The organism is Staphylococcus sp. FSL W8-1207, assembly GCF_038003745.1.
Taxonomy (GTDB): Bacteria; Bacillota; Bacilli; order Staphylococcales; family Staphylococcaceae; genus Staphylococcus; species Staphylococcus equorum.
In genome coordinates, this window is record NZ_JBBOPU010000003.1 from 70,912 (window position 1) to 85,233 (window position 14,322).

Genomic DNA, 14,322 nt, shown 5'->3' on the forward strand with positions numbered 1-14,322 from the left:
TATACTCTATGTCTATCATTAACTTATACCTTTTAATATTTTGAAAATGAACTTCATTTTTTAAGAAACGCTATAATTTGAAGTCACTTCATCAAATACATGCGTTAAAATGTTTAAGCCTTGGTTAAGTTCTTCATCAGTTATTACTAATGGAGGTAAGAAGCGTATAACATTGCCTTTAATTCCTGCAGATAATAACAATAAGCCTTTGTCATTTGCTGTTTGTGTGATTTTACCTGTCAGTGCTTTATCAGGTAAACCTGTTTCAGCATCTACAACTTCAAAAGCTACCATAGCCCCTAGACGACGAATCTGTGCGATATGCTTGTGTGACTGACTGAGTTCTTGCAAATATACTTCAATATCATGGCCAAGCTGTTCTGCTTTATCATTTAATTGCTCTTGCTCTATAATATCAATTACTTTTAACGCAGCTTCACAAGCTAATGGATTACCTGCATACGTACCTCCTAATTCTCCTGGCGCTGCACTATCAATGATTTCTGCTTTACCTACTACACCACTTAAAGGAAATCCCGCAGCAAGTGATTTAGAAACTGTGATTAAGTCTGGTTCAATACCAAAATGTTCAATTGCAAAGGTTCTACCTGTTCTAGCAAAACCCGTTTGTATTTCATCTACTACAAAAACGATACCATTATCTTCACAAATTTGTTTTACTGTATCAACAAACTTTTGATCAGGAATAATAAATCCACCTTCACCTTGTACGGGTTCCATTACAATACATGCAACGTCACTTGGATCTACAGTTTCAATGAAGAAGTCATGTAATTTATGAATCACTTGATCTACATATGCATCTTCCGTTAATTCTTCAGATTTTTCAGAAATATTAGGATATGGTGCTTGATAAACTTCAGGTGCAAATGGACCGAATCCATATTTATAAGGTTTCACTTTGCTTGTCATAGACATTGTTAAATTTGTACGACCATGAAAACCACGTACAAATGATACAACGGCTTGTCTACCTGTATATTTCCGAGCAATTTTCACTGCATTTTCTACTGCTTCAGCACCAGAGTTTAGTAAAATAGCTTTTTTAGCAAATTCACCTGGCGTAATCTCTGTTAATTTCTGTGCTAGGTTAAGGTAACTTTCATACATCATGACATTAAAGCCGGGATGAATGAATTTATCTAGCTTTTCTTTTAAATGTTTGGTAATTTCTGGGTGCGTATGACCGACATTAAGCGTACCAATAGCACCAGCAAAATCAATAAATGTATGACCATCTACGTCAGTAATTGTTGCTCCTTGCGCTTTATCTGCAACATGCAAATTTCCATTACCAACACCACGTGCTACATACTTTTCTCTTTTTTCTTTAAAATGCTCAAATTGACCTGACATTAAAAAACCTCCTCATGCTTATTAAAAAAGATTTATGGTTGTCTAAAAATTTAAGTCATTATTGGTATTATGTAAAGACCCAGTTTATTCAGAAAGCACTTGTTTCAAACGCTTTACAGCTTCAGGTATCTGTGATTGTTCAATTTTTGAGAAGCCAATAATTAAAATTTTAACCGCCTCATTCTTTTGAAATGTTTTTACAGAAAAGCGTTTAATAGTATAAAGTTCTAATTTTTGTGCTTTTGCGCGTGTTTCAATTTCTGTATATGTATAAGGAGAAACTACTTCTATGATGAAGTGTAAACCTGCGCGTGTATCTTTTATTTGAATGTCATCTTTAAAAACATTTTCTAAATGTTCGATTAATAGAGACCTTCTTTTTCCATATAGTTGATGCATTTTTTTAATATATTTTTCGTAATGACCTTCTTTAATCATTAAATTGAGTGTTAATGCATTTAACATAGAAAAATCTGGTATCATATTATCATTTTGTAATTCAAACTGCTTAATCAATTTTGATGGTAAAATCATATAACTCATACGTAAACCTGGCATTAATGTTTTGGAAAAAGTACCCAAGTAAATCACGCTGTCATTTTTATCAAAACTAAACAATGACGGTATATTGTCTGTTTCATACTTAAACTCACTATCGTAGTCATCTTCTATAACATAGCTATGTGTTTGGCTTGCCCAGTTTAATAAATCGATTCGTCTTGAGACAGGCATAATGGTGCCCATAGGAAACTGGTGAGATGGTGTTACAATAACAGCATTAGGTTGCACTTGTTTGAGCTGATCTATAGATATACCTTTATGATCTAATTCTATTGCTGTGGTTGATGTATTCGTTTGATTTAGTAATGTTCTAAAACGTGAATAACCAGGATTTTCTACAGCAATCGTTACGTTTCTTTCCAATAATTGAATTAACTGCATCAATAAAGTATTCGTTCCTGATCCTATAACGATTTGTTCAGGATGACATTGTATCCCTCTTTGATATGACACAAGTTTTGCAATAGATTGTCTTAGTTCTATTGGGCCCTTAACGTGTGGAATAGTCGACAAATAATAATCATAATCTTGAAATACACGCTTTGTTAACTTTGCCCATGTGTCGACTGGAAATTCTGATATATCTGTACTCATATGGGAAAAAGAGTAATCAAATGTAGTTCGAGTTGTATGTTCGTGGCCCTCTAATGAAATTTGTGCGTCAGGATCGACGATTAATTTATCTAACGGTTCTATAAAATAACCTTTTCGTTCCTTTGTATAAATGTAACCTTCAGCTAATAGCTGTTCGTAAGCTGATTTCACACTGTTCACACTCACATTAAGATGCTTTGCCATATCTCTTTTTGAAGGGATTTTTTCATGACTTTCATATTTGAATGCGAGTATATCATCTTTTAAGCGGTTATATAACTGTCTATAGATATATTTTTCTGTGTCTTGTTGCATAACTACACCCCTTCGCTATATTACAATTTGTTTATGATACACATGGTTAAGTCTACTATACTAATAAAATTGTTTTTTCTATTTTGATTTAAAAAACAACGGTAGCCACCATGAGGTTAACTATCGCTGTTGGTATTGATTTCACGTCAAGAATTATCAGACATTAGAATCAAATATTATAAAATTGGAGATGCTAATTTAGCAATAGATTGTTTAAACTTAATCCAATGTGAACGCTGTTCGTAACGTTCTTCTGTGAGTTCTTTTGAAACTTTAAGGTCTTCAAAGAATGCTTCTTTTAATTGTTCCGCGATTTGCGTGTCATACATAAATGCATTAATTTCAAAGTTTAATTCAAAACTACGAACATCCATATTTGCAGTACCCACGCTTGATACTTCATCATCAATCATAATCATTTTAGAATGGATAAATCCATTCTCATATGTGTAGACTTTCACACCGTCTTTAATCAGCTGAGCTACGCTTGTAATTGTCGCCCAATATACAAATATATGATCAGGTTTACACGGTATAATCAAACGAACATCGACACCAGATTTCGCAGCAATACGCAGGGCATTAATAAACCCTTTATCCGGAATAAAATAAGGACTGTGCATATAGATGGACTTTTTAGCATTCATAATCATCTTCATATATCCAAATTCAATTTGATGCCAATTATCACTTGGTGCACTGGCAGCCAGTTGCATAGACACGTTGCCACCTTGATAGGCATTGTTCGGGAAATATCTTTTATTATATTCTAGCTGTTCACGTTTAGCTTGCGAGTTCCAATCATGTATGAAACTCAATTGTAGTGCATCGACACCGTCGCCTCTCACTCTTAAGTGTGTATCTCTCCAATAGCCAAACTTCTCGTCTAAACCTAAATATTCGTCACCTATATTAAAACCACCTACATAACCTGTCAGTCCATCAATAATTACAATTTTACGGTGATTTCGGTTATTTACTCTAAAGTTTATAAAAGGTATTTTAGATTTGAAAAATGCCTCGACTTGTCCGCCCTCTGACTGAAACTTTTTAAAATTAGAATTATGTACCGATTTAGAACCTACGGCATCATAGAGTAGTTTAACCTCTAGACCTTCTGCAGCTTTTTCTTCTAATATTTCAATAATTTCACTACCTAAGCCGTCTAATTTTAAAACGTAATATTCCATATGAATATAGCGCTTAGCATTGCGTAAATCTTGCTTCATTTGATCATACAAATCATGACCATCTGTGTAAATATCGATATTATTGTTATTACTTAAAAAAGATTGTTCTTTCGTTAATAACGTATTAGCAATATCAGCATGTTTTCTTACAATAGGATTTTTTGAATCACTAATTTTGTTTGTATCATCTTGAAGTTGTGACCGTAACCTTTTCAACCCATCTTCAATTTGATTATGCTCAAATCCGCGTTCACGTTTTTTTCTAACTGCACGTCCGAAGAATATATACACAATAAAACCTAAAATCGGCATAACGAATAATAAGAATAACCATGCCCAAGTTGAGGTCGCATCTCTTCTATCCCTATCTAAAAATACAATAAGTAAAGCGAGCACGATGTTCATTAGAAAAAAGAAAGCTAACACGATTCTATATATCGGACTTATACCTGTATCAAACATCAATTGCATAAAATCACCTCACTACTTCTCTTTTATGAAATCTGTTATTTAAAAATTAAATATTGCATCAAAACTTCCATTTTATTCACATATAAATTGAATGTCATAAATAATAACGTTCAATGAATAATATTTCAATCGATATAATCATTTCAATTATATTCTATTGTGAGTATTTTTACCATTTTAAATACATTTCATTTAATTTATAAAAATATATGACAGCTTATTTTCAAACTATTTATTTTGTTTTGATTGTGCTTGATTGTTCTATAGTACGTTTACGTCCCGCTTGTGAGCCAAATAACGTTATAACAATCGCAGTAATTAATAAAATACTTAGTGAAGCGGTCCATTTACCTGTCATATCATGCAAGATACCAAATAATAACGGACCTACTGCTGCAACAAGATAACCTACTGCTTGAGCCATTCCTGAAAGCTTTGCTGATGTTTGAATATGTTCCGTTCTTAAACTAAAGAACGTATTCACTAAGCCAAACGCAAGACCACCCGCAACGCCGATTAAGATAGTAGAAATGATTGCTAGATTTGGCGCAATTAGCATAATTGTCACACCCACAATAAAACATATACCTGTAATAAAGGTTAAGAAGAATTGCGATTTCATTTTAGTCGCAAATATAGGTGTAATGAAGGTAAATGGAATAATAGCAATCTGCATAATAGATAAATATGCGCCTGCCTCATTAATAGTCATACCACTATGAGATAAATAAGCAGGCAGCCAATTAATCAACGAATAAAATATAAGTGATTGTCCTCCCATAAGTATCGTAATTTGCCATGCTAATGGAGATTTCCACACATTCACACTTTTCCGAGGTAAAGCTGTGGCGGTTTCTTGTGTTCCTTTTAATTGAAATGACCATATAATAATTGTTATAAGTGTGATAATTCCTATAACACTTATAGCGATATTATAATTAAATGCCTTTACTAAGGGCGCTGTCCCATATGAGGATAAGCCACCAAACACATTCATCACAACGGTATAATATCCCGTCATAATACCGATATGTAGTGGAAATTTCGCCTTAATCATTGCTGGTGCTAGTACATTACCAAATCCGATACCAATACCTATTAGCACTGTTCCTATGTATAACCATGAAATGTCCGTAATTGATCTGACAAGAACACCAATAAAGATTAAACAAAGTGCTAAGAAAATTGTTTTTTCTAATCCCATTTTATTACTTGTTCGAGCAGCAAATAATGAAATCACAGAGAATGCCAATAATGGCACAACTGTTATAACACTGACTGCACTATTAGACATCGCTAAATCTGTCTTAATGTCAGGTAACGCAACACCAATTGAGGTGATCGGTGCTCTTAAGTTAGCGCCTATCAATAAGATTCCTATAAACAATAACCAATTAAATGGTTTTATTTTTCTATACTTTTCCATATTGTACCGCCTTGCTCGCTTTATTTTAAAGCAACACAATATATGGTACGATATGTACGTTATATTGTAAATAGGAGGATTCACTTGTATAATATTCAGAATATAGTAGCCAGAAATTTATCTGACTACCGAAAAAAACACAACCTCAGTTTAGATAAAGTTGCAATAGCAACAGGTGTGAGTAAAAACATGCTGAGCCAAATTGAAAAAGGCACTTCTAATCCAACGATTACAACGTTATGGAAAATCGCAAATGGATTACATTTATCATTGTCTCAATTAACAGCGATGAATAATGATAGCGTAGACTTTATTGATGAATCAGATATCATCCCTATCATTGATGAACAAATAGCGATTTATCCTTATTTTCCTTACGACGATAATAAAAAATTTGAAATGTTTAAAATGGAGATACAAGCAGGAGGCAAGATGCTTTCTGAACCTCATCATACTGGGTCTGAAGAATATATTATTGTTAACAAAGGCCAGTTAAAAATAGCAGTCGATACAACAATGTATACGATCAATAGTAATCAAGCTTTCCGCTTCAATAGTGACGTGCCTCATCGTTACTTTAATCTAACTGATGAACCTGTTGTATTTACCGCAACGATTCATTATCAATAGAACATTCAATTTAATCCTCATAATATTATGAGCCATTAGTCTCCTAACAGAAATCTAATGGCTCATTTTGTATTCAAGATATTTTAGAGTCTTGTTGATTCCTTAGGCATTTCGTCATGAATCTTTCATAAGCTAAAATAGCTTATAGTGTCGTGTATATTTGACACATACTCTCATGTCATATATATTGTACATGTAATATATATTTGACACTAAAGAAGGGTAATAAATCTATTATGAATAAAGTTAAAAACTTTCGTACTGCTAAAAACATGTCACAGCTCACACTTGCGCGTTCAGTAGAAGTATCTCGTCAAACCATTAATATGATTGAAAACGATAAATATAATCCCTCGCTTAATTTATGTATAAAGATTGCTAAAGCATTAGATGTCACCTTAAATGACTTATTTTGGGAGGATGATAATCATGAATAATAAAGATAAATGGCTTTATCAAAGATTTGCAGGAACAACGAACTATCCCGATGAATATCAAAGACATGAAATTGACAAATTACTTGCTAAACTTTCAATTATTTCACTATACATATTCTTATCTTTACTTTACTTATCTATATTTTTTGATATTGAGCGTTCATTTATTTCACCTTTTAGTATAGGCGGTATCATATTGATAATTATATTGGCATGCAGGATGTCTATGAGTCATTTTGCAGCAGATGCCCTTACAATAGAAGTTACTGATAAAGAAACGTATCATCAAACATTAAAAAATTCACGTAATAAGAGAATTATATTTCTTATTGTAGCAATCATTTATATACTACTTGTTAACTCAGTCATTGCTCCAATGCTTGCAGGAAACGCATTGAATATGGAACGTCTAACTGACTTAAACACATTTTTCCCTGTAATAGTTATTGCAGTATTTACAATTGCTAAAGATTCACGTGTAAAACTTATTGATCAAAAGGAGACGTATAATGGAAAATAACAAGTTACTTCGTTTAATTCCTAACTTCAGGTTTACTGATGAATATGAAAGACAGCAATTACTTCATGAATACGCTAAATATTTTGTGTGGCTATTTTGGGGCATCATGATTATTTCTGTAGCAGATATATGGATAGAATTTTACTTATACCGTATACCTATCTTAGGTATTTTAGGTTTTGCTTTAATTATGATATTATCTCTAATTATGATCATCGCTATTAGAAGCAAAAAAATAGATGTAGTAGAGGCTTATTCAGAAGAATCATTGAAAAAAGAGATGAAGAAAGTGCGTAATGGGAGTTATATTTTTGCTGGAATGATGTTCTTGATTGCAAACTTTAATCAATATATTCTCCCTTTTATTATACATAGTATGCTTCCTGAGAAATCTGATATACTGACTAACTTATTCATTTCTATTGGATGCGCCATTATAGCCGGCTTGTTTGTTTATACCCTTGGTCGCAGAAAAGTTACGCGTGCCTATATGGATAAATAAATATAAAGAACCACGTACTCATAAATAATTGAGCACGTGGTTTTATACTATGTCGGAAAAGTATAACTTAAATCCCAACCAATATCATATTTATCTACCAGTTTAGCGTACTTAGCACCCCAGAACATATCTGCTAGTTCCATCTGTACCTCTCCACCCTCTTTGAGACGGTTATAAACTTCCTCTATATCTGCTTTATTTTCAAACTCTAACACAATATAGACATTGCGATCTTGTAACATAGTATCATCATCTTTCGGAATATCAGACAGCATAAATATTTGACCATCTACCTCGAGTTGACTATGAATAATTCTATTCGGGTCATCAGCAACTGATTCATTCGCTTCGCCATAAGTCATGATTCCTTTGGTCGTCCCACTTAATATTTCACTATAAAAACCTAGTGCTTCTTTACACGTACCGTTAAAAAACAAATAAGGCATTACTGTTTTAAGCATAGTGACACTCCTTATTAAAAATTTTATATCACTTTAACAGTACCCACTCTCACACATAACTAGTCTCCACTTTTTTAAAACAGACACTGACCGACGTCTTAAATATTTCATTCGCTTTGAAACATGATTATAAAATCTAAAATAATAGATGTTATTACAAGAATTTTTCAATATAAAATGCAGATTCTTCAATAGATTTATATTCCGTATTAATCACAGTCGCGTTTAATTTTTCAAAAATTTCCTCAGCATATACTAACTCCTGTCTGATACGTTCAATACTATTGTAATTTGTAGGGCCATGTAATCCTAAAACTTTTACACGTTCATTACGAATATTCAAAATGTAATTAGGACTAGCAGTTAAACCAAATACTTTCAACTTCTTATATTTAAAGACTTCATCTGGTATATCAACTTCTGGTACTAAAGGAATGTTTGCTACTTTATAACCCTTATTCGCTAAATACATACTCAAAGGTGTCTTTGATGTTCTAGAAACTCCAACGATGAGCGCATCCGCTTCGCCGATATCAGTAAAATGCTTACCATCATCATATTTCACTGAGTATTCCATTGCTTCAATTCTTTTAAAATAGTTTTCATCTAATTTGCGTAAAGCGCCACTTTCAAGAATAGGTGAACAATTGGTAAGCTGCTGAATAATCCCTATTAAATCTGACATATAGTCGACATAAGGGATTTGTTCATTTTGTGCGTACTTTTGACCTACTATATTAAATTCTGGGTTCACTAACGTCGTAACAACGACTGCCCCTCTCTCTTTTGCTCGTTTCAAAACATTGATTAATTCTGTTTCACTTTTAATAAATGGAAACTTCTTAATCTCTATTTGTGATACTTCTGGAAACTGAGTTAACGTGGCGTGAATCATGCGTTGTGCAGTTTCACCAATTGAATCTGATACCACGAACAAAGTGAGTTGTGGTGTTTGAGTATCATTAAACACGTAATCGACCACCTTCAACTTCACTTTGCGCAGTAGAAAGCAATGCGCCTGGCACTCTATACGGAGAGCATGAGACATAATCGATATCTAAATTATTAAAATATTGTATTGATTTATGGTCACCGCCAAGTTCACCACAAACTCCTATTTTAAGCGTTGGATTGGCAGCTTTCGCTTGTTCCGTTGCCACTTTAACTAATTGTCCTACCCCTTCTACATCTAACGTTTGGAAAGGATCAATATCTAAGATGCCTTGTTCAGAATATGCACCAATAAATTTCCCAGCATCATCACGTGAAAAACCAAATGTTAACTGTGTTAAATCATTCGTACCAAAGCTAAAGAAATCACATTCTTTTGCTAAATCTCCTGCAATTAGACAAGCACGTGGTGTTTCAATCATTGTACCTATGAGGTAATTTACAGATTCTCCCGCTTCTTGCTGTAATACTTCAATACGTTCAGTGATTTGTGTCTTTAATGTCGTGAATTCTGCAACAGTTGAAACAAGCGGTATCATGATTTCTGGTTGGCAATCAATACCTTGTGCTTTTAATCTTAATGCACTTTCCATAATCGCTTCTACTTGCATGACATATAGTTCAGGATAGGTAATAGCTAAACGACAACCTCTATGACCAAGCATTGGATTCACTTCGTTTAAATTTTCTATATATTGTTCTAATGTTTTTACTGGTACGTTTAATTGTCCGGCAACAGATGATTTTTCCTCCGCTGATTTTGGTAAAAATTCATGTAGTGGTGGATCTAACAAACGAATAATTGTCGGACGTTCTCCAGATAGTTTTAATATTTCTTCAAAATCTGCTGTTTGATATTGTTTAATTTCATTTAAAGCTGCGATACGTTTATCTTGTGTATCTGACAGAATGAAACGACGCATTTCAACGAGACGTTCAGGTCCAAAGAACATATGCTCTGTACGTACAAGCCCAATGCCTTTTGCACCAAATTGATAGCCAGCTTGGATATCTTGAGGCGTTTCTGCATTCATACGTACGTCTAATTTTGCTACACCGTCTGACCATTCCATAAACTGTTCGAAAGCTTCACTTCTTTCTGCTTTCATTGTTTCAACTTCTCCAACATAGATGTCCCCTTGAGCACCATCAACAGATATCATATCGCCTTCGTGCAATGTGCCACCAGGATAATTTACAACTTTATCGACAACATTAATTTCTAAATCTGAACAACCTGTAACACAGCATTTACCCATACCACGTGCTACAACTGCTGCGTGAGAAGTCATTCCGCCATGCGTCGTTACAATTGCTTCACTTGCGACCATACCTTCAATATCTTCAGGTGACGTTTCAGGGCGCATTAAAATAACACTTTCACCTTGTTCAAATTGTATTTTAGCGGTTTCTGCTGAAAAGACAATTTTTCCACTCGCTGCACCTGGACTGGCTGGCAAGCCTAATTTAGAAATAACTGAAGCATGTTCTAGCGCTGTTTTATCAAAATTAGGATGCAATAATTGATCAATCGATTTTACTTCGACATTCATCACAGCTTCTTCTTTTGTAATTACACCTTCTTCAACTAAATCTACTGCTATGTGAATCGCTGCATTCGCTGTACGTTTGCCATTACGCGTTTGTAAAATATAGAGCTGTTCATTCTCAATCGTGAATTCTATATCTTGCATATCTTTATAATGTTTCTCTAAACGTTGCGATACATCTACAAATTGTTGATGCACATGTGGCATTTGATCTTTTAATGATTCTATATCTTTAGGTGTACGTATACCAGCTACGACATCTTCACCTTGTGCATTTAATAAATATTCACCAAATAATTTTACTTCTCCAGTGACAGGATTACGTGTAAACGCAACACCTGTACCACTGCGTTCGCCACTATTCCCAAATACCATTTCTTGAATATTAACTGCAGTACCTATATCATGTGGAATTTCATTTAATTCTCGGTAGACTCGAGCACGATCGTTATCCCACGATTTGAATACTGCTTCAATTGCTTCTGTTAGTTGATCAAATGGTTCTTGTGGAAATGGTTTGTATACTTCATCTAAATAGACACCTTTAAAATGTTCACAAATTTCTTGTAACCCTTCTGTCGGAATATCAGCATCATTTTGATATTCATGTTGCGTTTTATAAGCATTAAAATATGTATCAAATGCATTCATTGGTATGCCATATACGACCTCACCAAACATTTGTAACAATCTACGATAACAGTCATAAGCAAAGCGAGCATCATTTGTTTTCGCTGCTAATTTTTTCACGTTATCATCATTTAGCCCTAAGTTCAAAATTGTATCCATCATGCCAGGCATAGATATTTTTGCTCCACTACGTACTGAAACAAGTAATAATTGTTCCTCAGATGAAAATGATTTTTCTGTACGTTGAGAAAATGCTGCTAATTGACTATTCAATTGTTCTGATAATGCTTCAGGCACTTTAGAACCATGTTTCAAGTATTCAATACACGCTTCAGTTGTAAGCGTGAAACCATCTGGAACAGGTAACCCTAAGCGTTTCATTTCAGCCAAATTGGCCCCTTTGCCACCTAGTAAATCTTTCATTGATTTTTGACCTTCGTCAAATGCATAAATATATTTTGTCATACTAAATCACCCCTATTTTGAAATACGTTATACTAATTGTTATTGAGTATGTCATATTAAAAAGCAAAAAACAACTATAATATTTGAAAATTTGAAAAATATATTTATTTTTTCTTTATTACAAATTCATCTGATTCAAACAAATGGTAGCTGCTTTAAACACAAAAAAGCCCAAGCAATCATTATTAATGCATTGCTTGGAGCTTCTTATGTTCACCAGTTTATCGTCATATTTGAATGTAAGATATCATTTAATTTACTATGCAACTATGATGCTTACAATATAAGGAACCTGCTTCATAGGTAGTTTTCATATCACCATCAATAAAATGTTATATTTCTATCAATCATAAAACGCACAGTTAATCTATTTAATATTTTCATTTGATATAAACTGGTTCTATTCATTGATAAATGTTAAAAGATTAAGTGAGTTAAATAGATAGATTTGTGCTATATAAACAATCTAACATTTATAACTTGTGGTATTTACAATCATTCAAAGTGACATGTTACAGACCAAATGTCTGCTTTAAAGTAGGTGAATATTTAATATATAATCATTTGATAAAGTGATAAAGAGGTATACTTGCAATTGAATTATGTCGCGAGTAACAAAGGTGGAAATTATTAGTTTTGAATATGCTCAACTTTTAAGTTGAAAATAAGGTGCTACTTCCTCTGTAGTGTAATACTTATTTTATAGCTTCGTGCTTTGCAAAATACTTTTCTAAACAATAACTTTTATTTCGGCTATATCTTGTTCACGCTCCTTCATCTCGAAATACACCAATGACACATTGATGTGAGTTATTACTTAACAACTCAATAATGGCGCCATTTCCAAAACAAAATTTCAAACTGAAAACAAAACGTTTTGCATCTATAAAGATTTTCGTTATTTATTTTATAGAATTATTTAGCAATAACTTAATTTTATTATATTGTTGTTCGTGTAATTTGTAAAGTGGTTTTTAATAATTTTCTAAAAATTGAAGTTCTAATATTTTACACCCATTACAATTTGAAAATTCAATCATGATAAATATCAAAATTCTAAATTTTATAATCATTTGCTTTTCAAATCACACCTATCTATTCTCGCCTTAACACCACATTGCAATTTGTAATTTCAATGCCTCAGAATACTTTTTAGGGTTCAATCCTGTAACTGTTTTACATTTTTCTAACCTATATAACAGTGTATTTCTATGAATGTATAAGTGCTTTGCTGTTTGCGAGATATTCAAATTGTTATGAAAAAATATTTTCAATGTTGCAATACTTTGCTCATCTAAATCCCCTATTATTCTTTTTTTGAATCGTTCTCTAATTTCGCTGTCGATTTGATATAACAGTGTTTTTTCTTCTACCTCTTCAAATGATACAAGTGGTGCTGATTGCTCATTTAACATAAATACGAGCTCACATTCTTCATATGCTTTTTTAAAATCATTTAAATTTGTAAATATAAGACTTGAGGTCATATGCACTTCTAATTGTAAGTCTTTAAACATTTGATGAATTCGATTTATTTTCTCATCTAATGCACACCGGTCTTCATCAGTAGCAAGAATTACGATACGGTTATGATTCGTAAACGCAATGACAAAAGAACTAGGGTCAATCTTACTTGCTAATGTACGCACGGTGCTGTTCCTAGAGAATATTTGTTTTTCAATATTGATGATAATGCATTTGCCGAATGTTAATAGATTAGTATTAAGTTGATTACTCAAATGTTGAATAAATGATTTTGACGGTTCACTTTTCAGCAATTCTTCTATAAATAACTCCTGACTACGTATATTCCCTTCTAATTCGTATGTAAAATAATTTTGGTATAGCAATAATTCCGTAGACATTTTCACTAAATCCGATACATGTGTAAGTTTTTCAGGATCACCTGTTATACCGATCACGCCGACGATGTTATCTTGAAAAATAATCGGTAAATTTACGCCTGGTTGCGTTCCTTCTAATATTGCACTATCTTCCTTTGATAATATAACTGTCTCTTCTCGTTCTAATACTTTACGTGCACCTTCATGAATTGTGCCTACACGTTTTTTATCAAATGATGCTATGATTTCTCCGTTAAAATTCATGATATTAATATTGCTCTGTGTTCTTTTAGCTGTTTCTTCTACAATTAATGTTGCCATTTCCTCTGTGAGTATATTCATATTTTCACCACTTATCGTTTTTATACAAAATTATAGCTTTATATTTGTATAGTTTA

12 protein-coding genes are annotated in these 14,322 nt (G+C 33.0%); 4 read left to right on the plus strand and 8 right to left on the minus strand.

The features are described from left to right. Nucleotides 1-60: 60 nt before the first annotated feature. The 4 genes from gabT to NSR03_RS12225 form a co-directional block, all read right to left on the minus strand. A complete protein-coding gene (gabT, locus tag NSR03_RS12210; protein ID WP_002506516.1) occupies nucleotides 61-1,377 on the minus strand; it encodes a 4-aminobutyrate--2-oxoglutarate transaminase in 1,317 nt (438 codons plus the stop codon). 84 nt (nucleotides 1,378-1,461) lie between these two features. Then, nucleotides 1,462-2,847: a MocR-like transcriptional regulator GabR gene (gabR, locus tag NSR03_RS12215; protein ID WP_021338872.1), complete on the minus strand. Its 1,386-nt coding sequence runs from the start codon at nucleotides 2,845-2,847 to the stop codon at nucleotides 1,462-1,464. Nucleotides 2,848-3,023: 176 nt separating this feature from the next. Then, nucleotides 3,024-4,508, minus strand: coding sequence for a cardiolipin synthase (cls, locus tag NSR03_RS12220; RefSeq protein WP_002506514.1), 1,485 nt, complete (start codon nucleotides 4,506-4,508; stop codon nucleotides 3,024-3,026). Nucleotides 4,509-4,740: 232 nt separating this feature from the next. Further along, complete coding sequence (locus tag NSR03_RS12225; protein ID WP_046466023.1) at nucleotides 4,741-5,934, minus strand: CynX/NimT family MFS transporter; 1,194 nt, start codon at nucleotides 5,932-5,934, stop codon at nucleotides 4,741-4,743. Between the two features lie 84 nt (nucleotides 5,935-6,018). Between NSR03_RS12225 and NSR03_RS12230 the strand changes: the two genes are divergently transcribed. The 4 genes from NSR03_RS12230 (at nucleotide 6,019) to NSR03_RS12245 (ending at nucleotide 8,023) form a co-directional block, all read left to right on the plus strand. After that, nucleotides 6,019-6,564, plus strand: coding sequence for a helix-turn-helix domain-containing protein (locus tag NSR03_RS12230; RefSeq protein WP_021338874.1), 546 nt, complete (start codon nucleotides 6,019-6,021; stop codon nucleotides 6,562-6,564). 236 nt (nucleotides 6,565-6,800) lie between these two features. Next, nucleotides 6,801-7,001, plus strand: a complete 201-nt coding sequence (locus NSR03_RS12235; protein ID WP_002506511.1) for a helix-turn-helix transcriptional regulator — start codon at nucleotides 6,801-6,803, stop codon at nucleotides 6,999-7,001. Continuing rightward, nucleotides 6,994-7,521 (plus strand): hypothetical protein, encoded by a 528-nt coding sequence (locus tag NSR03_RS12240; RefSeq protein ID WP_021338875.1) that lies wholly within the window; start codon nucleotides 6,994-6,996, stop codon nucleotides 7,519-7,521. The genes NSR03_RS12235 and NSR03_RS12240 overlap by 8 nt, the downstream gene beginning before the upstream one ends. Further along, nucleotides 7,511-8,023: a hypothetical protein gene (locus NSR03_RS12245; RefSeq protein ID WP_069821090.1), complete on the plus strand. Its 513-nt coding sequence runs from the start codon at nucleotides 7,511-7,513 to the stop codon at nucleotides 8,021-8,023. The genes NSR03_RS12240 and NSR03_RS12245 overlap by 11 nt, the downstream gene beginning before the upstream one ends. A 47-nt stretch (nucleotides 8,024-8,070) precedes the next feature. Here NSR03_RS12245 and NSR03_RS12250 read toward each other — a convergent pair whose 3' ends face one another. The 4 genes from NSR03_RS12250 to NSR03_RS12265 form a co-directional block, all read right to left on the minus strand. Beyond that, the gene (locus tag NSR03_RS12250; RefSeq protein WP_002506508.1) at nucleotides 8,071-8,484 is read right to left on the minus strand and encodes a VOC family protein; all 414 of its coding nucleotides are present in this window, start codon (nucleotides 8,482-8,484) and stop codon (nucleotides 8,071-8,073) included. Nucleotides 8,485-8,638: 154 nt separating this feature from the next. Next, nucleotides 8,639-9,454 (minus strand): pyruvate, water dikinase regulatory protein, encoded by an 816-nt coding sequence (locus tag NSR03_RS12255; RefSeq protein ID WP_069821091.1) that lies wholly within the window; start codon nucleotides 9,452-9,454, stop codon nucleotides 8,639-8,641. Continuing rightward, nucleotides 9,447-12,080, minus strand: coding sequence for a pyruvate, phosphate dikinase (gene ppdK / locus NSR03_RS12260; protein ID WP_069821092.1), 2,634 nt, complete (start codon nucleotides 12,078-12,080; stop codon nucleotides 9,447-9,449). Before ppdK ends, NSR03_RS12255 begins: the two co-directional genes overlap by 8 nt. 1,106 nt (nucleotides 12,081-13,186) lie before the next feature. Continuing rightward, nucleotides 13,187-14,245, minus strand: a complete 1,059-nt coding sequence (locus NSR03_RS12265) for a CdaR family transcriptional regulator (RefSeq protein ID WP_285336386.1) — start codon at nucleotides 14,243-14,245, stop codon at nucleotides 13,187-13,189. Nucleotides 14,246-14,322: the final 77 nt, after the last annotated feature.